General features: G+C 59.3%; 13 protein-coding genes, 3 tRNA genes and 2 rRNA genes. 17 read left to right on the top strand and 1 reads right to left on the bottom strand.

What is annotated here, in order from left to right; all coding sequences use genetic code 11:
• The 8 genes from infC to EL191_RS13560 all read left to right on the top strand — a co-directional run bounded on the left by infC (position 1) and on the right by EL191_RS13560 (position 5,503).
• Positions 1-534: a translation initiation factor IF-3 gene (gene infC / locus EL191_RS13595; protein WP_013716024.1), complete on the top strand. Its 534-nt coding sequence runs from the start codon at positions 1-3 to the stop codon at positions 532-534.
• A 60-nt stretch (positions 535-594) separates the two neighbouring features.
• Entirely contained in the window at positions 595-789 is a 195-nt protein-coding gene (gene rpmI / locus EL191_RS13590) for a 50S ribosomal protein L35 (RefSeq protein WP_003461222.1), read from the top strand.
• Between the two features lie 29 nt (positions 790-818).
• Complete coding sequence (rplT, locus tag EL191_RS13585) at positions 819-1,175, top strand: 50S ribosomal protein L20 (protein ID WP_013716023.1); 357 nt, start codon at positions 819-821, stop codon at positions 1,173-1,175.
• A 96-nt stretch (positions 1,176-1,271) separates the two neighbouring features.
• A complete protein-coding gene (gene pheS, locus EL191_RS13580; protein WP_017363281.1) occupies positions 1,272-2,288 on the top strand; it encodes a phenylalanine--tRNA ligase subunit alpha in 1,017 nt (338 codons plus the stop codon).
• A 44-nt stretch (positions 2,289-2,332) separates the two neighbouring features.
• The gene (gene pheT / locus EL191_RS13575) at positions 2,333-4,711 is read left to right on the top strand and encodes a phenylalanine--tRNA ligase subunit beta (RefSeq protein WP_041981020.1); all 2,379 of its coding nucleotides are present in this window, start codon (positions 2,333-2,335) and stop codon (positions 4,709-4,711) included.
• A 3-nt stretch (positions 4,712-4,714) separates the two neighbouring features.
• Positions 4,715-5,017 (top strand): integration host factor subunit alpha, encoded by a 303-nt coding sequence (gene ihfA / locus EL191_RS13570; protein ID WP_003243414.1) that lies wholly within the window; start codon positions 4,715-4,717, stop codon positions 5,015-5,017.
• Complete coding sequence (locus tag EL191_RS13565) at positions 4,998-5,354, top strand: MerR family transcriptional regulator (RefSeq protein WP_013716019.1); 357 nt, start codon at positions 4,998-5,000, stop codon at positions 5,352-5,354. Before ihfA ends, EL191_RS13565 begins: the two co-directional genes overlap by 20 nt.
• Before the next feature lie 72 nt (positions 5,355-5,426).
• Positions 5,427-5,503: transfer RNA gene (locus tag EL191_RS13560), tRNA-Pro, on the top strand.
• Positions 5,504-5,654: 151 nt separating this feature from the next.
• Here EL191_RS13560 and EL191_RS13555 read toward each other — a convergent pair.
• Entirely contained in the window at positions 5,655-6,854 is a 1,200-nt protein-coding gene (locus EL191_RS13555) for an MFS transporter (protein WP_080764317.1), read from the bottom strand.
• Positions 6,855-7,458: 604 nt separating this feature from the next.
• Between EL191_RS13555 and EL191_RS13550 the strand changes: the two genes are divergently transcribed.
• From EL191_RS13550 to EL191_RS13505, 9 genes are all read left to right on the top strand, one after another.
• On the top strand, positions 7,459-8,313 hold the full coding sequence (locus tag EL191_RS13550; protein WP_041981021.1) for a helix-turn-helix transcriptional regulator: 855 nt from the start codon (positions 7,459-7,461) through the stop codon (positions 8,311-8,313).
• A gap of 267 nt (positions 8,314-8,580) precedes the next feature.
• Positions 8,581-8,904: a ComEA family DNA-binding protein gene (locus EL191_RS13545; protein WP_013715876.1), complete on the top strand. Its 324-nt coding sequence runs from the start codon at positions 8,581-8,583 to the stop codon at positions 8,902-8,904.
• A gap of 163 nt (positions 8,905-9,067) precedes the next feature.
• Entirely contained in the window at positions 9,068-12,484 is a 3,417-nt protein-coding gene (gene recC, locus EL191_RS13540) for an exodeoxyribonuclease V subunit gamma (protein ID WP_041981022.1), read from the top strand.
• Positions 12,481-16,110: an exodeoxyribonuclease V subunit beta gene (gene recB / locus EL191_RS13535; RefSeq protein WP_041981023.1), complete on the top strand. Its 3,630-nt coding sequence runs from the start codon at positions 12,481-12,483 to the stop codon at positions 16,108-16,110. Before recC ends, recB begins: the two co-directional genes overlap by 4 nt.
• Positions 16,107-18,137 carry an exodeoxyribonuclease V subunit alpha gene (gene recD, locus EL191_RS13530; RefSeq protein WP_041981024.1) on the top strand — a complete coding sequence of 677 codons (2,031 nt, stop codon included), beginning with the start codon at positions 16,107-16,109 and terminating at the stop codon, positions 18,135-18,137. Before recB ends, recD begins: the two co-directional genes overlap by 4 nt.
• A 566-nt stretch (positions 18,138-18,703) precedes the next feature.
• A 16S ribosomal RNA gene (locus tag EL191_RS13520) occupies positions 18,704-20,240 on the top strand.
• Positions 20,241-20,325: 85 nt separating this feature from the next.
• Positions 20,326-20,402: transfer RNA gene (locus EL191_RS13515), tRNA-Ile, on the top strand.
• A gap of 22 nt (positions 20,403-20,424) precedes the next feature.
• A tRNA-Ala gene (locus EL191_RS13510) sits at positions 20,425-20,500 on the top strand.
• Between the two features lie 256 nt (positions 20,501-20,756).
• A 23S ribosomal RNA gene (locus tag EL191_RS13505) occupies positions 20,757-23,649 on the top strand.
• The 16S and 23S rRNA genes sit together here with 2 tRNA genes alongside, the layout of an rRNA operon.
• Positions 23,650-23,708: the final 59 nt, after the last annotated feature.

Here is a 23,708-nt window from a genome sequence, read left to right as displayed (position 1 = left end):
ATGAGACAGGACAAGCGGGCCGCCCCTAAGGCGCCGATCAACGAGAACATTACCGCACGCGAAGTGCGCCTGATTGGCGCAGATGGCGAGCAGATTGGTATTGTTTCGATCGATGAAGCATTGCGCGTGGCTGAAGAAGCCAAGCTGGATCTGGTAGAGATCTCGGCTGATGCAGTACCGCCAGTTTGCCGCATCATGGACTACGGCAAGCACCTGTTCGAGAAGAAAAAGCAGGCTGCTATTGCCAAGAAGAATCAGCACCAGCAGCAGATCAAAGAGATCAAGTTTCGTCCAGGGACGGAAGAAGGGGATTACCAGGTAAAACTACGCAACCTGGTACGTTTCCTTGAAGATGGGGACAAGGCCAAGGTATCGCTTCGATTCCGCGGTCGTGAGATGGCTCACCAGGAGCTGGGTATGGAGCTGCTCAAACGGGTCGAACAAGACCTGATCGAGCTCGGCACCGTAGAACAGCATCCTAAGCTGGAAGGACGCCAGCTGATGATGGTCATCGCTCCCAAGAAGCGTAAATAACCTCCCGGGCACTGGCAGGCCTGATGGTTATCAGTTGTTAATGAATGCGGAGTACTAAACATGCCAAAAATGAAAACCAAGAGCGGTGCTGCAAAGCGCTTCCTGAAGACTGCTACAGGCTTCAAGCACAAGCACGCTTTCAAGAGCCACATCCTGACCAAAATGTCCACCAAGCGTAAGCGCCAGCTGCGTGGCAGCTCGCTGATCGGCCCGTCGGACAAAGCTAAAGTCGAGCGCATGCTGCGCGTTCGTTAATCGGTCAAGATACTTAGAGGTAATTACTCATGGCTCGTGTTAAGCGTGGCGTTATCGCTCGTGCTCGTCACAAAAAAATCCTGAAGCTCGCCAAGGGCTACTACGGCGCGCGTTCGCGCGTGTTCCGCGTCGCCAAGCAGGCGGTGATCAAGGCAGGCCAATACGCCTACCGTGACCGTCGTCAGCGCAAGCGTCAGTTCCGTGCACTGTGGATCGCTCGTATCAACGCTGGTGCTCGCATCAACGGTCTGTCCTACAGCCGTCTGATCGCCGGCCTGAAGAAAGCGTCGATCGAAATCGACCGTAAGGTTCTGGCTGATCTGGCAGTGAACGAAAAAGCGGCGTTTGCTGCGATTGTCGAGAAAGCTAAGGCCGTTCTGGCTTAAGTCCCCCGACAATCACCGGGTTTGCCCGGTGGCAACGTCAAAGATAGGGGAAGAGCCTTAACAGCTCTTCCCCTATTTCGTATCTGGAGTCTGTAAATGGAAAATCTGGATGCATTGGTCTCCCAAGCGCTCGAGGCCGTGCAACAAAGCGAAGATATCAATGCCCTGGAACAGCTCCGGGTTCAGTACCTCGGCAAGAAGGGCGAGCTGACGGCCCTGATGCAGACTCTGGGCAAGCTGTCGGCTGAGGAGCGTCCGCAAGCCGGTGCGCTGATCAACGCAGCCAAGAATCAGGTGCAAGATGCCCTGAATGCCCGCAAATCCGTGCTTGAGCAGGCCCTGCTCGCCGAGAAGCTGGCGTCCGAGCGTATCGATGTGACCCTGCCGGGGCGCGGCCAGACCTCTGGTGGTCTGCATCCGGTTACCCGCACGCTCGAGCGTGTCGAGCAGTTCTTCACTCATATCGGTTTCAGCGTTGCCGAAGGTCCGGAAGTCGAAGACGATTACCACAACTTCGAAGCGCTCAACATCCCCGGCCACCACCCGGCGCGGGCGATGCATGACACCTTCTATTTCAATGCGAACATGCTGCTGCGCACCCACACCTCGCCGGTACAGGTGCGCACCATGGAATCGCAGCAGCCGCCGATCCGCATCGTTTGCCCCGGCCGCGTTTACCGCTGCGACTCCGATATCACTCACTCGCCGATGTTCCATCAGGTCGAAGGCTTGCTGGTCGACGAGGACATCAGCTTCGCTGACCTCAAGGGCACCATCGAGGAATTCCTCCGGGTGTTCTTCGAGAAGCCCTTGGGCGTGCGTTTCCGTCCCTCTTTCTTCCCCTTCACCGAGCCGTCGGCCGAAGTCGACATGCAATGCGTGATGTGCTCTGGCAAGGGCTGCCGCGTGTGCAAGCAGACCGGCTGGCTGGAAGTGATGGGCTGCGGCATGGTGCATCCGAATGTGCTGCGTATGAGTGGCATCGACCCGGAAAAATACTCCGGCTTCGCCTTCGGTATGGGCGTCGAGCGCCTGGCCATGCTGCGTTATGGCGTCAATGACTTGCGCCTGTTCTTCGATAACGACCTGCGGTTCCTGGCGCAATTTCGCTAGCAACCGTCCCTCGTGATCGAATTCGTTTAAGGAGAACAGACAACATGAAATTCAGTGAACAGTGGCTGCGCAGTTGGGTGAACCCCGACGTATCCCGCGAGGATCTGGTCGCGCGCCTGTCCATGGTCGGCCTTGAGGTCGATGCCGTGCAACCGGTTGCCGGCGCCTTCAGTGGCGTGGTGGTCGGTGAGATTCTCAGCGCTGAACAGCATCCGGACGCCGACAAGTTGCGCGTGTGCCAGGTGAGCAATGGTGCCGAGACCTTCCAGGTCGTTTGCGGCGCACCCAATGCGCGCGCCGGTATCAAGATTCCGTTTGCCATGATCGGCGCCGAACTGCCGGGCGACTTCAAGATCAAAAAGGCCAAGCTGCGCGGCGTGGAATCCCAGGGCATGCTGTGTTCAGCTTCCGAGCTGCAGATCAGCGACGACAACAGTGGCCTGATGGAGCTAGCGGCCGACGCGCCGGTCGGGCAGGACATCCGTGCCTACCTGAATCTGGATGATGTCAGCATCGAAATCGGCCTGACCCCTAATCGTGGTGACTGCCTGTCGCTCGCCGGTCTGGCCCGTGAAGTCGGCGCCATGTACAGCGCTGCAGTTTCGCCGGTCGTTATTGACGCCGTTGCACCTGCTCATGACGAAGTGCGCCCGGTGGAAGTGCTGGCGCCCAAGGCCTGCCCGCGCTACCTGGGCCGCGTCATCCGCAACGTCGACCTGTCCAGGCCGACGCCGCTGTGGATGGTCGAGCGCCTGCGTCGTTCCGACATTCGCAGCATCGACGCGGCGGTAGATATTACCAACTACGTGATGCTCGAACTGGGCCAGCCGATGCATGCCTTCGATCTTGCCGAGATCAACGGTGGCATTCGTGTGCGCATGGCCGAAGAGGGCGAAAAGCTGGTGCTGCTCGACGGCCAGGAAGTCAGCCTGCGCGCCGACACCCTGGTGATCGCCGATCACAGTCGCGCCCTGGCGATTGCCGGCGTGATGGGCGGCGAGCACAGCGGCGTCAGCGACAAGACCCGCGATCTGTTCCTGGAAAGCGCCTTCTTCGACAACATTGCCGTGGCTGGTAAGGCGCGCTCCTATGGCCTGCACACCGACTCGTCGCACCGTTTCGAGCGTGGCGTCGATTCGCAGCTGGCGCGCAACGCCATGGAGCGTGCCACTGCATTGCTGTTGGAGATTGTTGGCGGCGAAGCTGGACCGATCATCGAGGTCAGCAGCGAGGCCGACCTGCCGAGCGCGGCGCCGATCACTCTGCGTGCCGAGCGTATCAGCCAGATGTTGGGCATGGATATGGACGGCGCCGAAGTCGAACGCTTGCTCACTGCGCTGGGTTTGAGTGTTAGCGCTCAGGGCGCTGGTCAGTGGCAGGTCAGCGTGCCCAGTCACCGTTTCGACATTAGCCTGGAAGTGGATCTGATCGAAGAGCTGGGCCGTTTGTACGGCTACAACCGTCTGCCGGTGCGTTACCCTCAGGCGCGTCTGGCGCCGCAGGTGAAGGCTGAAGCGCGCGCCGAGCTGCCCGCGTTGCGCCGCCTGCTGGTCGCTCGCGGCTATCAGGAAGCGATCACCTATAGCTTCATCGACCCCAAGCTGTTCGAACTCTTCACGCCGGGCGTTGAGCCGCTGCAACTGGCCAATCCGATTTCCGCCGATATGGCCGCCATGCGTTCCTCGCTATGGCCGGGCCTGGTCAAGGCGCTGCAGCACAACCTCAATCGCCAGCAGTCGCGCGTGCGTCTGTTCGAGAGCGGCCTGCGTTTTGTTGGTCAGCTGGAAGGTCTGCAGCAGGAGGCGATGATCGCTGGCGTGATCAGTGGCAGTCGTCTTCCCGAGGGCTGGGCCAATAGCCGCGAGAATGTCGACTTCTATGACCTGAAGGCTGATGTCGAGGCGCTGCTGGGTTATGCCGGTGCGGCCGACGCCTTCAGCTTCGTGCCAGGCGAGCATCCTGCTTTGCACCCAGGGCAGACCGCCCGTATCGAGCGGGGAGGGCGCCTGGTCGGCTTCATCGGTGCCTTGCACCCGGAGCTTGCCAAGACCTTGGGGCTGGATCAGCCGGTTTTCCTCTTCGAACTGGTGCTGGCCGAAGTCGCTGCCGGTCGTATGCCGGCGTTCAGCGAATTGTCGCGCTTCCCCGAAGTGCGTCGTGATCTGGCGCTGCTGGTCGATCGCGAGCAGCCAGCGGATGCCGTGTTGTCGGCAATCCGAGAAAATGCAGGCGAATGGCTGACAGACCTCAAGCTATTTGACGTCTATCACGGTAAAGGTATTGATCCGCATAGAAAAAGCCTTGCCGTCGGCTTGACCTGGCAACATCCATCGCGCACTCTTAATGACGATGAGGTGAGTACTACTACGCAAAACATCCTCACCTGCCTCGAACAAAGGTTCAACGCCACGTTAAGGAAGTAGCGTATGGGGGCTCTGACGAAAGCTGAAATGGCGGAACGTCTGTATGAAGAGCTCGGCCTGAACAAAAGGGAAGCCAAGGAACTGGTGGAGCTGTTTTTTGAAGAAATCCGCCAGGCTCTTGAGCTGAACGAACAGGTCAAGCTTTCCGGGTTCGGCAACTTCGACTTGCGCGACAAGCGCCAGCGACCCGGCCGTAACCCGAAAACAGGGGAAGAGATTCCAATCACGGCTCGCCGTGTGGTCACTTTTCGTCCAGGGCAAAAATTGAAAGCCAGGGTCGAGGCCTATGCTGGAACCAAGTCATAACGACGAACTACCGGCAATTCCCGGCAAGCGTTACTTCACCATTGGTGAGGTTAGCGAGCTCTGCGCGGTCAAGCCCCACGTTCTACGTTACTGGGAACAGGAATTCCCACAGTTGAACCCGGTAAAGCGGCGGGGTAACCGTCGCTACTACCAGCGTCAGGATGTGCTGATGATTCGGCAGATTCGTGCGCTTCTGTACGATCAGGGCTTCACCATCGGCGGCGCACGTCAGCGTCTTTCTGGTGACGAAGCCAAGGACGACACCACCCAGTATCGTCAACTGATCAAACAGATGATTGCCGAGCTCGAGGATGTGTTGCACGTGCTGAAGAAGTAAGAAGAAAAAGTTGCCTTATTTCAAAAGCTTATTGTATAGTTCCTCCCGCTTTCGGTCATCCGGAAGCATTGTCGGGGCGTAGCGCAGCCCGGTAGCGCACTTGCATGGGGTGCAAGGGGTCGAGTGTTCGAATCACTCCGTCCCGACCAAATAACTCCACGATCTAGGCCAGTTCAGAAATGAACTGGCCTTTTTCGTTTTGGGCATGGGACACATTCGGGTTTCATCTCATAGGCGCAGGAGATCATATCTCAGAGGACCTCCGCGGGAGGCTGCTCTATTCTCGAAAGCCTTCTCTACTTAGTCGGAGTGTCCGGCTTGTAGGCCGTTGTTACAGCCCGCTTGACGACGCAGGTTAATGAGCTGCAGTAGCGCGCCCAGCATTGCGACACCTCCGGCACTGGCGGCCAGAGTCCAGGTGGGCATCTGCAACAGCAGCACGAAGCCGCCGGCTGCGGCGCCGATTGCGCTGCCCAGGTAGAGTGCCGATTCGTTTAGCGCGATGGCCAGGTTGCCGTCGCCCTGGGTTTGGCGCGCCAGGATCAGTTGGTTGTTTTGTGGCACCTGCAGCGCCCAGCCAACCGCGCCCCACAGGGCGATAGGCAGCATGACCAGCCAGGTGTTCAGGGTTGCCGCCAACGGCAGCACGAACAGCGACACGGCGAGGATCAGCATGATGGCGAAGGTCAGCACCGGGCCCCTGATGCGATCCACCAGCGGGCCGATCAGGAAGCTGCCCAGCACACCACCGATGCCCCAGATCCACAGGTAGGGGGTGACCGAACGCACAGCGCCATAGTTAGGGTCACCCAGAAGTGGAGCAATGAAGGTATACATGCCCAGGCTGGCGATGGCAGCGAGCAGCGACACCAACAGGATCACCAGTACATGGCGGTCGCCGAGGATTGCCAGCTTCTGGCCCAGCGTGGTGGCGGTGGCTGCCGGGAGGGAAGGGAGCTTCAGCAGCAGGCCGAAGAAGGCCACCAGGCCAAGTAGGGTGACCAGCCATAGGGCTGCCTGCCAGCCCAGCTGTTCGGCGATCAGCAGACTGAGTGGCACGCCGAGCACCACGCCGCTGGCCATGCCACCCATGATGATAGCGATGGCCTTGCCACGGTGTTCCGGGGTGGACACAGCGGCCGAGGCTCCGATGCCCATGGCCAGGTAGACACCAGCACCGATACCGGCGATGGCGCGCCAGGCCGTCAGTGCGGTGAAACTCTCGGCCAGCGCGCTGGCAGCGTTGGCGATGACGAACAGGCCCAGGGCCAGCAGCAAGCCTGCTCGCTGATGATGCGCCGGAGTCAGTGCCACGAAGACCGGCGAGCCCAGGCCGTAAGCCAGAGTGAAGGCTGTTACCAGTTGTGCGGCCACTGCGACGGAGACCGCGAACGAGGCCTCGATCATAGGGATCAACCCAGCGGTGACGTAAGAGGTCATGCCAAGGGCGAAAGCCCCCAGCGCTATGAGATAGATGGGTGGTTGATTGAGAGTGTGCATGCTCGGACTCGCTTGCGTTGCTGGAACGCGTAGGTGGTACAGCGGAGGGATAAGGCCTTGACGTTCTAATCGCTCAGCCAGGTGTTGCCGCCGACCGCCAGCACCATGCCCTTGCGGTCGCAAATAGGTAGGCGCTACGGATTGGTTTGGCCGGGGGGCTGGGGACAGCCGTTATCGAGTCACAGCGTGACCAGCCCGTTACGTTCACGCCTGGATGGTGGCCAGGGCATCACCAAGTTCTGTTCGGCAGGGAGCCAAGATGAGATATGGGCTCTTGAGGTGCTCGCAAATGGATTCCGGCAGCGGTTCGCGTGCCCTCCGCAGAATGCTTTTGTCTCTGGTGCGTCGATGAATTTCATTGTCCAGGGGGTGTTGGCGGCGTGATCGTTCCAGAAGCGCATCCGTTCCTCCGCGTCGACGACCGTTGGGTGTTTCTGAAGAAGTGGGTACATCTTTTTGTCTCCTTGGCGACAGCTAAGTCTCTGTATGGTTTCTCTGCAGGCGAGAGCCCTGGCACGGGTAATTGCGGTCAGGTCGGGCTATTCTTGCTGGCGTTTATAGGGGTTACAATTTGATTAATTATCCTAGTACTGGAGGTAACGGGATGAGCGCACCTCGTTCAGCCGAGCGCACTCGGGTAGAACTAGCTGAATTCCTACGCAGTCGCCGTGAGCGTCTCTCACCAGAGGAGGTGGGGTTACCATCGGGCGGGAGGAGGCGCACGCCGGGGCTACGCCGTGAGGAGGTTGCGGCGTTGGCGGGTGTGGGTTTGTCCTGGTACACATGGTTGGAGCAAGGGCGAGACATCAGCGTTTCCGCTGCTTTCCTCGACAACCTTTCGCGTACGCTCAAGCTGGATGCTACCGAGCGACGTCACCTGTTTCTGCTCGCCCATCAACGCCTGCCACCTGAGCCTGGGAAGACTTGGTGTACGGTGCCAGCACCGATTCATCGGCTGATGGGCGACCTGCCGTTAAGACCAGCCTATGTGCTCAATCTACGTTGGGATGTTCTGGCTTGGAACGGTGCTGCGGATCGGGTGTTTGGCTTCTCCGCTTGGCCGGCGGACCGCCGCAATCTGTTGTGGATGCTGTTTACCAGTCCGGCCATGCGCGAGCTATTCGCCCCCTGGGATGAGCAGGCGCTGCAGATCCTTTCCAGTTTTCGCCGCGACTTCGTGCGCGCTACCCAGGCACCCGATATCGCCGCTTTGGTAAAAGAGCTGGAAAAGGCCTCGCCGGACTTCAGGACATGGTGGCGGCGCCAGGACATCAATGGCCCTTGCCAGGGTATCCGCCACCTGCAGATCGAAGGGGTTGGGCGTGTAGTGTTGGAGCACACCACGCTGACCATCGACGAGGATCGCCATCTTCGACTGGTCTATTACGCAGTAAAGGATGGCACGCCGCAAAGCCATGCTTTCGAACAATGGCTTCAGCAAAAACCCGTGTTGGCATAAGCGTTCGCCGCCTGTCGATTAACCGATTGATGGCGTGCGCCAGCGAGCCCCAGGCTCTCTCCAAATTGTCTTGGACGGGCTTGTCGTTCGGCCTGCGGCGAGTAAGTCCCTGATCAGGTCAGTACGCCAGCGTCTGGGCAAGGGGCGGCTTGGTTTTCTGGATATTCGTGTTCGCCGCGGAGCGGCAGTTTGACACTGAGGAAATAGCGTCTAGGTTGAAGAACGAGCCTAACGTGCTCGTCTTACTCACTTACAAGGAACGTGAAGATGATGAAAATCTACCTCTCCTCTGTGTTGTTCGCCGTTCTCACCTCCCTCTCCCTTGCTGCCTCGGCGGTAGAAACTTCGAAGACCGAACCAGCCGCTACGGCTTCTGCGCAGGTTTCTCAGGCGGTCACCGTCAATCTGAATACCGCTGATGCCGAGACTCTCCAGCGCGAGTTGGCGGGTATCGGGGCGACCAAGGCGCAGGCGATCGTGGCCTATCGCGAGGCTCACGGAAACTTCGCTTCGGTTGACGAGTTACTTGAGGTCAAAGGTATCGGGGAGGCGACTCTGGACAAGAATCGCGACAAGCTCATGGTCGATTGACGTCTCCAGTTGTTCTCATCACTAAGGCCGGTCGTTTGACTGGCCTTTTCGTTCACGAGCAAAGTTCATAAGCTTCATGTCGTTCTCGGTATAGCCGTTGATGACGCACCTTGTCGTCAAATGCTGGCAAACTTGCGCTTCGATTTTCGACAGGAGTCAGTCGATGCCCGCCAGCCCGGAGCTGTCCCCCGGCCTTATCGTCATTCACGGTAACCACCTCGAAGAGTTGCGCACTCTGGCGGTACAGTGGATGCGGCGCTATCCATTGCGGCCTCTGGAGAACGAGGTGCTGCTGGTGCAGAGCAATGGCATCGCCCAGTGGCTCAAGCTGGCGCTGGCCGAGCGTGACGGCTGCGGCATTGCTGCGGCGCTGGATGTCGATCTGCCGGCGCGCTTTCTCTGGCAGGCGTACCGCAACGTATTGGGTAAGGATGCGATTCCGCAGCAGTCGCCGCTGGACAAGGCGCCGCTGACCTGGCGCCTGATGCGGCTGTTGCCGGGTTTGCTGGCGGAGGAAGCGTTCGCCCCTTTGCGCCGCTTCCTCGCCGATGATCAGGATCTGCGCAAGCGTCACCAACTGGCAGAGCGTCTGGCCGATCTGTTCGACCAATACCAGGTCTATCGCGCTGACTGGCTGGCGGACTGGGCCGCCGGGCATGATCGCCTGCGTACCTCACGCGGTGGCGAGCGGCTGTTGGAGGGTGACTCGCGTTGGCAGCCGGCGCTGTGGCGCGCCTTGCTGGCGGATGTCGGCGAGCAGCATCTGGCCGAGAGCCGCGCCGGCGTGCATCCGCGCTTCGTCGCGCGCATGGGCGAGCTGGATGCAGCGCCGCCCGGGCTGCCGCGGCGCATCACCGTTTTCGGTATTTCCTCATTACCGGCTCAGGTGCTGGAAGCGCTGGCGGCCATGGCGCGTTTCAGTCAAGTCATGCTCTACGTGCACAACCCCTGTCAGCACCACTGGGGCGATATCGTCGAAGACAAGGATCTGCTGCGTCACGAGTACCGTCGCCAGCAGCGCAAGGGCAAGCCGGGCGCGCAGATCGGTCTGTTCGAACAGGAGGACATGCACCAGCACGGCCAGCCGCTGTTGGCTGCCTGGGGCAAGCAGGGCCGCGACTACATCAACCTGCTGGATCAGTACGACGAGCCGCAGCGTTACCGCGAGCAGTTCGAGCGCATCGACCTGTTCAGTCCGGCCAACGAGAGCAACCTGCTTGGCCAGCTACAGAACGACATCCTCGACCTACGTCCGCTGACGGAAACGCGCAGCGCCTGGCCGCCGGTCGAGCCCGCGCGTGATCATTCGCTGCGCTTTCATATCGCCCACAGCGCTCAACGCGAGGTTGAGATCCTCCACGATCAGTTGCTCGCCAGTTTCAGCGAGGACGCCACGCTACGACCGCGCGACGTGATCGTCATGGTGCCAGACGTCAACGCCTATGCACCGCATATCCAGGCCGTGTTCGGCCAGTTCGCCAGCGACGACCCGCGTTTCATTCCCTTCACCCTGGCCGACCAGGGCCTGCGCGGGAAGGAGCCAATGATCATCGCGCTGGAGCATTTGCTGCGCCTGCCGGACAGCCGCTTCAGCGTCAGCGAGATTCTCGACCTGCTGGATGTCGCTGCGCTGCGCCAACGTTTCGCCATCGCCGAAGATCAGATGCCCACCCTGCGTCGCTGGCTGGGGGGGGCCGGTGTGCGCTGGGGGTTGAACGCGACTCAGCGGCAGTCGCTCGGCCTCGGCGAGAACCTGGAGCAGAACACCTGGCGTTTCGGCCTGCGGCGCATGCTGCTGGGCTACGCAGTGGGCAAGGCCGACGCCTTTGCCGGTATTGAGCCCTATGACGAGATCGGCGGGCTTGATGCTGCGCTGATCGGCCCGGTGACGCGCCTGCTGGAAACTCTCGACCAGCATCTGCAGCTAATGCGTGAGCCGACCACGCCAGTGCAGTGGGGCGAACGCTTGCGCAGTCTGCTTGATGGCTTCTTCCTTGCGCAGAACGACCGTGAAGAAGTGCTCACGACTCAACTGCTCGATGCACTGGACGCCTGGCTGGAGCTGTGCGAGGCCGCCACGCTGGACGAAGCGCTGACCCTGCCAGTGGTGCGCGAAGCGTGGCTCGGCGGGCTCGATCAGGGCCGGTTGAGTCAGCGTTTTCTCGCCGGTGCAGTAAATTTCTGCACCCTGATGCCGATGCGCGCGATCCCGTTTCGCCAGGTCTGCCTGCTGGGCATGAACGATGGCGACTATCCGCGCAGCCAGGCCCCGCTGGATTTCGACCTGATGGCTGGCGATTACCGTCCCGGTGATCGCTCACGCCGCGAGGATGACCGCTATTTGCTGCTGGAAGCGTTGCTGGCGGCGCGTGATCGCCTTTATATCAGCTGGGTAGGGCGCAGCATTCGCGACAACAGCGAGCGGCCGCCGTCCGTGTTGGTCGGTCAGTTGCGCGACCATCTTGCCAGTGCCTGGACACTGGCTGGTGGCGGCGACCTGCTGCATGGTCTGACCACCGAGCACCCACTGCAGCCCTTCAGTCGTCGCTACTTCGATGGTGAGGCGCAGTTGTTCAGTTATGCCCGCGAGTGGGCCGCCCTGCATGGCCATGCGTTGGCGGGAGAAAACTTTGTTGCACCCTTACCAGCCTGGGAGGAGGGGAGGCAGCTTACGCCTGAGCTATTGCAGTCGTTCCTGCGTGATCCGGTGAAGTGTTTCTTCACCCGCCGCCTGAAGGTGTTTCTCGATGAAGACGAGCAGGCGCAACTCGACAGTGAGCCATTTGCCCTTGACGGTCTGCAGCGCTATCAGTTGCAGGAAACCTTGCTAAAGGCCGCCGTCGCAGGCGATGTGGATAGCGACGATGCGCTAAGGGCGGCAGCCGACCGTCTGCAACGTAGTGGTGTCCTGCCGCTGGCCGGTTTCGGCGAGCAATATCGCAATGCCCTGCTGGAGCCTCTGCCGGCGCAGTTGCGGCGTTATCAGGGGCTCTGCCTGTGCTGGCCGACGCCGGTCGAGTCGCCACAGCGTCTGCTCTTCAGTGCAGCCGGTGTTGATCTCGATGGCTGGCTCGCCGGGTTGCGGCAGAAGGCCGACGGTAGCCTGGCGCGCCTGGAGCTGCTGCCGGGCGCATTGCACAAGGACAAGAGCTGGAAATGGCATCGTCTGCTGCGGCCCTATGTACTGCACGTCATCGCCGCGGCCTGTGGTGTGCCGCTGACCACCTTGCTGGTCGGTGAGGATCGTAGTCTCGTGTTCGACCCCCTGCCTGCGGAGCACGCAGCCCATGTACTGACCGCTTGGCTGGAGGCCTGGAATCTGGGTATGCAGTCGCCGTTGCCGGTCGCGCTGAAAACCTCGTTGGCCTGGTTGCAGGACAACAACGAGGACAAGGCCAGCAGCGTCTACGAGGGGGGCTACAACCTCACCGGTGAAGTCCAGGGCAGCGCCAGTCTGGCTAGGCAGTTCCCGAATTACGCCGCGCTTACCTCCGATGGTCAGTTCCAGCTTTGGAGCGAGCGGCTCTATCAGCCGCTGCTCGACAGCCATCCCCAGGCGCTCGAGGAGGATGCAGCATGAACCAGCAGCGCCCATTGGCCCTGACGTTTCCCCTGCACGGCAGCCGTTTGATCGAGGCCAGTGCCGGTACGGGCAAGACCTTCACCATTTCCGCACTTTACCTGCGGCTGATCCTCGGCCACGGCGGTGAGGCCGCGTTCGGCGAACCTCTGTTGCCGCCGCAGATTCTGGTGGTGACCTTTACCGATGCGGCCACGCGCGAATTGCGCGACCGGATTCGCGCGCGCCTGGTCGAGGCCGCGACCGTATTCCGGGGCGATGCCCAGGGCGATGATCTGCTGCGTGAACTGCGCGGTGATTTCGCCCAGACGCAGTGGGACGAGTGCGCCCGCCGTCTGGAGTTGGCAGCGCAGTGGATGGACGAGGCCGCCGTGTCCACCATCCACGGCTGGTGTCAGCGCATGCTGCGTGAGCACGCTTTCGACAGCGGCAGCCTGTTCAGTCAGACCCTGGAGACCGATCACAGCGAACTGCTGGCCGAAGTGGTTCGCGATTACTGGCGGCAGCACTGTTATCCGTTGCAGGGCGCGGCGCTGCAATGGGTGGCAGGTGTCTGGGGCACACCCGCCGGGCTGGGGACGAAGCTACGACCTTTACTCAGTGAAGAGAGTGAGGCTTCAGTGCAGGTTTTGGGTGAGTTGCTTGATCTCGTTCTGGGGGAGCGTGATCGGCAACTGCAGGTGCTGAAACAGCCTTGGCCGATCTGGGCTGAAGAGCTGGAACTCTTGCTCGATGGCGCGCGCGACGCTAAAGCGTTCAACGGCAGTAAGCTCAAGCAGCCGGACTACAAGCGTTGGTTCGTCAAACTCAAAGAGTGGGCGTTGGGTGATGCAGCGAACCTGGATCTCGGCAAGGGCTTCGAGCGTCTGACCCCTGACGGCTTGGCCGAAGCCTGGAAAGGCGAGCCGCCAGATCATCCGGCATTGGCTGCCATGGCTTTACTCAAGTCTCAGCTCGATGCGCTGCCTGATCCAGCGGACGCGGCTTTGCGCCACGCGGCGGCCTGGGTTCGCCAGCGTTTCGACTGGGAGAAACGCCAGCGCGCGGAGATGGGCTTCGACGACATGCTGGTGCGCCTGGACGCTGCCCTGCAAGGCAGCAATGGTCCGCGCCTGGCCGAGGTGATTCGCCGCCAGTTCCCGGTGGCGATGATCGATGAATTCCAGGACACCGACCCGCTGCAGTACCGCATCTTCGACACGCTCTACGAGGTCGAAGCCAATCGCGATGACTGCGGTCTGTTCATGATCGGCGACCCCAAACAGGCCATCTATTCTTTCCGTGGTGCCGACATTCACACCTACCTGCGCGCGCGCCGAGCCACATTCGGTCGGCACTACAACCTGGAAAAGAACTTCCGCTCCAGTCAGGCAATGGTCGATGCCGTCAATGGCGTTTTCCTCCGGGCTGAAGAGCGTGAGAGCGGCGAGGGGGCGTTCCTGCTGCGCGATGATCTGCCGTTTATCGAGGTGGGCGCGCAGGGGCGAGGTGAAGTCTGGAGTGTCAACGGCCAGGCGCAGCCAGCGCTGACCGTGTGGCAATTGGCGAGCGACGAGCCGGTTGCCAAAGGCGCCTATCTGGATGCCATGGCAGCCGGAGCGGCCAGTGAGATCGTGCGTCTGCTGGATTTGGGCCAGCGCGGACAGGCTGGTTTTAGCAAGGAGGGGGCGCTCAGTGCCCTGCGGCCCAGTGACATCGCGGTGCTGGTGCGAGACTTCAACGAGGCCCAAGCCATTCGTGGCGAGCTGGCTGCACGCGGCGTGCGCAGTGTTTACCTCTCCGACAAGGATTCGGTGTTCGCCGCCCAGGAAGCACGCGATCTGCTGCTGTGGCTGCGTGCCTGCGCCGAGCCGGATCAGGATCGCTCGCTGCGTGCAGCGCTGGCCAGCGCGACGCTGGGGCTGGCGTTGGCTGAGCTGGAGCAGCTCAACCTCCACGAGCGCACCTGGGAGCGCCGCGTCATGCAGTTCCGCGACTATCGTCAGCGCTGGCAGCGACAGGGCGTACTGCCGATGCTGCGCCAACTGCTGCAGGACTTCGAACTGCCGCAACGGCTGATGGGCCGTGACGATGGCGAGCGGGTGCTGACCAATCTGCTACACCTGGCCGAACTGCTGCAGCAGGCCGCCGCCGAGCTGGACGGTGAACTGGCGCTGATTCGGCATTTGAGCGAACTGCTGGCTGGCGAAGGCCAGGCGGCGGATGAGCAGGTGTTGCGCCTGGAGAGCGACGAGGCGCTGGTGCGCGTGGTGACCATCCACAAATCCAAGGGCCTGGAATATCCCCTGGTATTCCTGCCGTTCATCTGCGCCTTCCGTCCGGTGGATGACAAGAAACCGCTGCAGATCCACGACGGCGAACGCCGACGTTTGGTGCTCAAGGCCGATGAGGACAGTCTGGAGCGCGCCGAGCGTGAGCGTCTGGGTGAAGATCTGCGCCTGCTATACGTGGCCCTGACCCGTGCCCGCCACGCCTGCTGGCTGGGCGTGTCGGATCTGAAGATCGGTAACGGCAAGAAGTCGCGTCTGCATGAATCGGCTATCGGTTATCTGCTTGGTGGTGGCGAGCCTCTGGCGGCCAGTGCTGCGCTCGTTGATTGGCTTGCGCCCTTTGCCTCCGGGTTGGAAAGCTCCGTGGCGCCAGTGCCGCCCGCCAGCGAGCAGCGCTATCGCGTGATCGACGATGAGCGGTTCGAGCCGCATTGGCGCACGCCAGCACGACGCGCTGCCGAGCATTGGTGGATTGCCTCCTACAGCGCGCTGCGTTTGGACGAGGACGCGCCCAGCCAGATCAGCCGCCATGAAGATGCCGCACCCGACAGCCCAGCGATGCAGAACGCCATCGACGATGAGAGCCCGTTGCTGGCCCTGGCGCCGTTGCCTGCATCGGCTCAGGGGCTGCATCGCTTCCCGCGCGGGCCCAATCCCGGCACCTTCCTCCACGGTTTGCTGGAAATGGCGGCTCAGGAAGGCTTCGCAATCCTGGCGCGGAATCCAGCGAAACTGCGCGAGGCACTGGCGCGGCGCTGCCAGCGTCGAGGTCTAGAAGGCTGGATCGACCCGTTGCAGGACTGGCTATTGGCGCTGCTGACCCGGCCGCTCCCTCTGGATGGCGCGGATAGCCTGGTGCTGGCGCAACTGACGCAATATCAGTCCGAGCTGGAATTCTGGTTCGAAGCGCGTGGGGTCGATGTCAGGCTGCTGGATCAGTGGGTGCAGCAGTGCGAGTTGCCGGGTATCGCCAGGCAGCCGCTGCGGGCTGACACCCTCAACGGTATGTTCAAGGGCTTCATCGATCTGGTATTCGAACATCAGGGGCGTTACTACGTGGCGGATTACAAATCCAACTGGCTCGGCAGCGACGACAGCGCCTATACCTGTGACGCGATGGAAACGGCCATCGCCAGCCACCGTTATGACCTGCAATACGTGCTCTACGTGCTGGCGCTGCATCGGCAACTGCGCTTGCGCCTGCCGGATTACGACTATGACCAGCATGTTGGTGGCGCGCTCTATCTGTTCCTGCGTGCGCCGCAGCAGGGTGCCTACCTGGCGCGGCCGCCGCGCGAGCTGATCGAGCGACTGGACGCGCTGTTCATGGGTGAAGCCGAGGAGGGGGCTGCATGAGTACGACTCTTGCGCCAGCGCTGCTTGATCGCGCTGAACTCTTCGCCCTGCTTTCCACCTGGAGCGAGCGTGGCTGGTTGCGCGAGTTGGATCGGGCGCTGGCGCAGCTGTTCGCCGAGCTGGATCCGCAGGCTTCACCGCTGCTTCTGCTCGGCGCCGCGCTGGCCAGTCACCAGTTGGGTCAGGGGCATGTCTGCTTGGATCTGGCGGCCACCTTGGCCAACCCGGACTTCACTCTATCCCTGCCACCGGAGGGGGATGATGCGGAAGAGTCGATGATCCTGCCGTCCCAGGTGCTGGCGGGACTCAGCCTGGAATCCTGGTTGGCGGCCTGTGCCGGCAGCGCGCTGCTGGAGTCCGAAGGTGCGCCGTTGGTGCTTAGCGGCACTTGCTTATATATGCGGCGTTACTGGAACTACGAGCGCCAGGTGGCCTACAACATCGCCCAGCGTCTGCAGACGAGCGCTGCAGCACCGACCGATCTGGCCGCGCGCCTTGCTTCACTCTTTCCCGAGGCGCTGATGGTGAACGGTCAGCGCCTGACCGACTGGCAGAAGCTGGCCTGCGCCATGGCCGCACAGGGCCGTTTCACGCTGATCACTGGCGGGCCGGGAACCGGCAAGACGACCACGGTGGTGCGCCTGCTGGCATTGTTGCAGGAAGCTGCCATGGCCACTGGTGAGCCGCTGCGCCTGAGCCTGGCGGCGCCCACCGGCAAGGCGGCTGCACGGTTGACCGAGTCCATCGGCGCACAAGTACAGTCGCTGGCGTTGGACGAGCGCGTGCGAGAGCAGATTCCGACGCTGGTAACGACGCTGCACCGCTTGCTGGGCAGTCGTCCCGGCAGTCGTCATTTTCGTCATGATGCTACTAACCCCCTGCCGCTGGACGTGCTTGTAGTCGACGAGGCATCGATGATCGACCTGGAAATGATGGCCAGTCTGCTGGACGCACTGCCGACGCATGCGCGTCTGATTCTGCTGGGTGACAAGGATCAGCTCGCTTCGGTAGAGGCTGGCGCGGTGTTGGGCGATCTCTGCCGGGAGGCGGAGAGCGGTGGCTACAGTGAGGCGACGCGAGTCTGGCTGGAAAGCCAGACGGGCGAGCGGCTGGACGACCCCGCACTGGTCATGAGTGACAAGGCGCTGGCCCAACACATTGTCATGCTGCGTCACTCGCGCCGCTTCGGCAGTGGCTCAGGTATCGGGCGTTTGGCGCGTGCGGTGAACCAGGGCGATGCGCAAATGGCTCGTGCGACTTTGGCGGCCGGTGCGGATGACCTGCATGTGTTGCGCCTGTCTGGGGAGCAGGATCGCGGATTGGGACGTCTCCTCATCGACGGGCAGGGCGCCGGTGAGTCGCGGCCGCAGGGGTATGCCCATTACCTACAAGTGATGCAGGCGCAGCGCCCCACGTCAGATGCGGGTGAGCAAGCCTGGGACGAATGGGCTGGCAAGGTTTTGGCGGCATTCGATCAGTTCCAGTTGCTGTGCGCCGTTCGCAAGGGCGCCTGGGGTGTGGAGGCTCTCAACGAACGTATCGCCGAAGCGCTGGTGCGCCGTAAGCTGCTGGAGCAAGCATATGGCTGGTATGAGGGGAGGCCAGTGCTGGTAACGCGCAATGACTACAGCCTGGGATTGATGAATGGCGATATCGGTATTGCGCTGCGCCTACCGGAGCCGCCTGAATCTCCGGGCGCGCCTGTACGGGAGGTATTGCGAGTGGTATTCCCGCGTAATGATGGTAGTGGCACCTTGCGCCACATCTTGCCGAGTCGCCTGAGTGCGGTGGAGACAGTGTTCGCCATGACCGTGCACAAGTCGCAGGGCTCCGAGTTCGCTCATTGCGCGCTGATCCTGCCTGATAGTCTCAATCCAGTGCTGACCAAGGAGCTGGTCTATACCGGCATCACCCGGGCGCGCCATTGGTTCAGCCTTATAGAGAGCCGTGCCGGCATCTTCGAGCAGGCCGTACAGCGACGTGTGGAGCGGCGCAGTGGCTTGCGTGAAGCCCTTGAAGCGCTTTAGGTCATAAAACTGCAATTAAAGCTTGACGCGCATTCTGCTGGCGGTAGAATGCGCGCCACTTCAGCGATGAAGCGCTTCAAAAACTTCTTGTTAATCAATAAGTTAAGTTGAATGAAGGGCTTGCAAAGCTGGATCTGGCGTGTAGAATGCGCGCCGGTCGGCAGGGTGTTGGTTTAATCCTGTTGGTGGTTCGGTCAAGTGGATCGAGAGCGGTAGAAAAGAGGTGTTGACAGCGGTTTTGAACGCTGTAGAATGCGCCTCCCGCTGGAGAGAAGAAGTTATGTTCGAAAGCGCAAGTGGTTGAGTAGAAAGAAGTTTCTCCGGAAACAAAATCGAAAAACAGCTTGACAGATAGAAAGGCTGCTGTAGAATGCGCGGCCTCGGTTGAGACGAAAAGCTTAACCAACTGTTCTTTAACAACTGAATCAAGCAATTCGTGTGGGTGCTTGTGAGGTAAGACTGATAGTCGACTGATTATCAGCATCACAAGTAACACTCGTGAATTCGAGAGTTTATTTGCGATTGCTGAGCCAAGTTTAGGGTTTTCTCAAAACCCAAGCAGTATTGAACTGAAGAGTTTGATCATGGCTCAGATTGAACGCTGGCGGCAGGCCTAACACATGCAAGTCGAGCGGATGAAGAGAGCTTGCTCTCTGATTTAGCGGCGGACGGGTGAGTAATGCCTAGGAATCTGCCTGGTAGTGGGGGATAACGTTCCGAAAGGAACGCTAATACCGCGTACGTCCTACGGGAGAAAGCAGGGGACCTTCGGGCCTTGCGCTATCAGATGAGCCTAGGTCGGATTAGCTAGTTGGTGAGGTAATGGCTCACCAAGGCGACGATCCGTAACTGGTCTGAGAGGATGATCAGTCACACTGGAACTGAGACACGGTCCAGACTCCTACGGGAGGCAGCAGTGGGGAATATTGGACAATGGGCGAAAGCCTGATCCAGCCATGCCGCGTGTGTGAAGAAGGTCTTCGGATTGTAAAGCACTTTAAGTTGGGAGGAAGAGCAGTAAGTTAATACCTTGCTGTTTTGACGTTACCGACAGAATAAGCACCGGCTAACTTCGTGCCAGCAGCCGCGGTAATACGAAGGGTGCAAGCGTTAATCGGAATTACTGGGCGTAAAGCGCGCGTAGGTGGTTCGTTAAGTTGGATGTGAAAGCCCCGGGCTCAACCTGGGAACTGCATCCAAAACTGGCGAGCTAGAGTACGGTAGAGGGTGGTGGAATTTCCTGTGTAGCGGTGAAATGCGTAGATATAGGAAGGAACACCAGTGGCGAAGGCGACCACCTGGACTGATACTGACACTGAGGTGCGAAAGCGTGGGGAGCAAACAGGATTAGATACCCTGGTAGTCCACGCCGTAAACGATGTCAACTAGCCGTTGGGTTCCTTGAGAACTTAGTGGCGCAGCTAACGCATTAAGTTGACCGCCTGGGGAGTACGGCCGCAAGGTTAAAACTCAAATGAATTGACGGGGGCCCGCACAAGCGGTGGAGCATGTGGTTTAATTCGAAGCAACGCGAAGAACCTTACCTGGCCTTGACATGCTGAGAACTTTCCAGAGATGGATTGGTGCCTTCGGGAACTCAGACACAGGTGCTGCATGGCTGTCGTCAGCTCGTGTCGTGAGATGTTGGGTTAAGTCCCGTAACGAGCGCAACCCTTGTCCTTAGTTACCAGCACGTTATGGTGGGCACTCTAAGGAGACTGCCGGTGACAAACCGGAGGAAGGTGGGGATGACGTCAAGTCATCATGGCCCTTACGGCCAGGGCTACACACGTGCTACAATGGTCGGTACAAAGGGTTGCCAAGCCGCGAGGTGGAGCTAATCCCATAAAACCGATCGTAGTCCGGATCGCAGTCTGCAACTCGACTGCGTGAAGTCGGAATCGCTAGTAATCGTGAATCAGAATGTCACGGTGAATACGTTCCCGGGCCTTGTACACACCGCCCGTCACACCATGGGAGTGGGTTGCTCCAGAAGTAGCTAGTCTAACCTTCGGGGGGACGGTTACCACGGAGTGATTCATGACTGGGGTGAAGTCGTAACAAGGTAGCCGTAGGGGAACCTGCGGCTGGATCACCTCCTTAATCGAAGACATCAGCTTCTTCATAAGTTCCCACACGAATTGCTTGATTCATAGTCGAAGACGATGCTGTAACGCGACCCTGTTATAGGTCTGTAGCTCAGTTGGTTAGAGCGCACCCCTGATAAGGGTGAGGTCGGCAGTTCAAATCTGCCCAGACCTACCAATTGCTTGGTGCAGAAGATTACGGGGCCATAGCTCAGCTGGGAGAGCGCCTGCTTTGCACGCAGGAGGTCAGCGGTTCGATCCCGCTTGGCTCCACCACTCTCTACGTGTTGCGGTGAGTTAAAGAGTTCAGAAATGAGCGCTTCAGGGTAAGCCTGGCGAGTGCTGATTTCTGGTCTTTTGACCGGTAGAAAATCGTTCTTTAAAAATTTGGATATGTGATAGAAGTGACTGATTAATTGCTTTCACTGGCAATTGATCTGGTCAAGGTAAAATTTGTAGTTCTCAAGACGCAAATTTTCGGCGAATGTCGTCTTCACGATTGAGACAGTAACCAGATTGCTTGGGGTTATATGGTCAAGTGAAGAAGCGCATACGGTGGATGCCTTGGCAGTCAGAGGCGATGAAAGACGTGGTAGCCTGCGAAAAGCTTTGGGGAGTCGGCAAACAGACTGTGATCCAGAGATCTCTGAATGGGGGAACCCACCCGGCACAAGCCGGGTATCTTGTACTGAATCCATAGGTGCAAGAAGCGAACCAGGGGAACTGAAACATCTAAGTACCCTGAGGAAAAGAAATCAACCGAGATTCCCTAAGTAGTGGCGAGCGAACGGGGACTAGCCCTTAAGTTGATTTGAGTGTAGTGGAAGGCTCTGGAAAGTGCCGCCGTAGTGGGTGATAGCCCCGTACACGAAACGCTCTTATCAATGAAATCGAGTAGGACGGGGCACGAGAAACCTTGTCTGAACATGGGGGGACCATCCTCCAAGGCTAAATACTACTGACTGACCGATAGTGAACCAGTACCGTGAGGGAAAGGCGAAAAGAACCCCGGAGAGGGGAGTGAAATAGAACCTGAAACCGTATGCGTACAAGCAGTGGGAGCCTACTTTGTTGGGTGACTGCGTACCTTTTGTATAATGGGTCAGCGACTTATATTCAGTGGCGAGCTTAACCGAATAGGGGAGGCGTAGCGAAAGCGAGTCTTAATAGGGCGCTTTAGTCGCTGGGTATAGACCCGAAACCGGGCGATCTATCCATGGGCAGGTTGAAGGTTAGGTAACACTGACTGGAGGACCGAACCGACTACCGTTGAAAAGTTAGCGGATGACCTGTGGATCGGAGTGAAAGGCTAATCAAGCTCGGAGATAGCTGGTTCTCCTCGAAAGCTATTTAGGTAGCGCCTCGTGTATCACTGCTGGGGGTAGAGCACTGTTTCGGCTAGGGGGTCATCCCGACTTACCAAACCGATGCAAACTCCGAATACCAGCAAGTGTCAGCACGGGAGACACACGGCGGGTGCTAACGTCCGTCGTGAAAAGGGAAACAACCCAGACCGTCAGCTAAGGTCCCAAAGTTATGGTTAAGTGGGAAACGATGTGGGAAGGCTTAGACAGCTAGGAGGTTGGCTTAGAAGCAGCCATCCTTTAAAGAAAGCGTAATAGCTCACTAGTCGAGTCGGCCTGCGCGGAAGATGTAACGGGGCTCAAACCATACACCGAAGCTACGGGTTCATCCTTTGGATGAGCGGTAGAGGAGCGTTCTGTAAGCCTGTGAAGGTGAGTTGAGAAGCTTGCTGGAGGTATCAGAAGTGCGAATGCTGACATGAGTAACGACAATGCGAGTGAAAAACTCGCACGCCGAAAGACCAAGGTTTCCTGCGCAACGTTAATCGACGCAGGGTTAGTCGGCCCCTAAGGCGAGGCAGAAATGCGTAGTCGATGGGAAACGGGTTAATATTCCCGTACTTCTAGTTACTGCGATGGAGGGACGGAGAAGGCTAGGCCAGCACGGCGTTGGTTGTCCGTGTTTAAGGTGGTAGGCTGATTTCTTAGGTAAATCCGGGAGATCAAGGCCGAGAGCTGATGACGAGCGTTCTTTTAGAATGCGAAGTGGTTGATGCCATGCTTCCAGGAAAAGCTTCTAAGCTTCAGGTAACTAGGAACCGTACCCCAAACCGACACAGGTGGTTAGGTAGAGAATACCAAGGCGCTTGAGAGAACTCGGGTGAAGGAACTAGGCAAAATGGCACCGTAACTTCGGGAGAAGGTGCGCCGGTGAGGGTGAAGTATTTACTACGTAAGCCCATGCCGGTCGAAGATACCAGGCCGCTGCGACTGTTTATTAAAAACACAGCACTCTGCAAACACGAAAGTGGACGTATAGGGTGTGACGCCTGCCCGGTGCCGGAAGGTTAATTGATGGGGTTAGCGCAAGCGAAGCTCTTGATCGAAGCCCCGGTAAACGGCGGCCGTAACTATAACGGTCCTAAGGTAGCGAAATTCCTTGTCGGGTAAGTTCCGACCTGCACGAATGGCGTAACGATGGCGGCGCTGTCTCCACCCGAGACTCAGTGAAATTGAAATCGCTGTGAAGATGCAGTGTATCCGCGGCTAGACGGAAAGACCCCGTGAACCTTTACTATAGCTTTGCACTGGACTTTGAGCTTGCTTGTGTAGGATAGGTGGGAGGCTTTGAAGTGGGGACGCCAGTTCTCATGGAGCCATCCTTGAAATACCACCCTGGCAACCTTGAGGTTCTAACTCTGGCCCGTCATCCGGGTCGAGGACAGTGTATGGTGGGTAGTTTGACTGGGGCGGTCTCCTCCCAAAGAGTAACGGAGGAGTACGAAGGTGCGCTCAGACCGGTCGGAAATCGGTCGTAGAGTATAAAGGCAAAAGCGCGCTTGACTGCGAGACAGACACGTCGAGCAGGTACGAAAGTAGGTCTTAGTGATCCGGTGGTTCTGTATGGAAGGGCCATCGCTCAACGGATAAAAGGTACTCCGGGGATAACAGGCTGATACCGCCCAAGAGTTCATATCGACGGCGGTGTTTGGCACCTCGATGTCGGCTCATCACATCCTGGGGCTGAAGCCGGTCCCAAGGGTATGGCTGTTCGCCATTTAAAGTGGTACGCGAGCTGGGTTTAGAACGTCGTGAGACAGTTCGGTCCCTATCTGCCGTGGACGTTTGAGATTTGAGAGGGGCTGACCTTAGTACGAGAGGACCGGGTTGGACGAACCTCTGGTGTTCCGGTTGTCACGCCAGTGGCATTGCCGGGTAGCTATGTTCGGAAAAGATAACCGCTGAAAGCATCTAAGCGGGAAACTTGCCTCAAGATGAGATCTCACTGGAGCCTTGAGCTCCCTGAAGGGCCGTCGAAGACTACGACGTTGATAGGTGGGGTGTGTAAGCGCTGTGAGGCGTTGAGCTAACCCATACTAATTGCCCGTGAGGCTTGACCATATAACACCCAAACAATCTGCGAAGGCATAGGCCGGAGACAGAGGGTGTCGATGGTGAAG

Origin of the sequence: Pseudomonas mendocina, from assembly GCF_900636545.1 — a bacterium.
Lineage (GTDB): Bacteria > Pseudomonadota > Gammaproteobacteria > Pseudomonadales > Pseudomonadaceae > Aquipseudomonas > Aquipseudomonas mendocina.
Note: the sequence above shows the minus strand (reverse complement) of the source record. Positions and strands in the feature narration are given on the sequence as shown.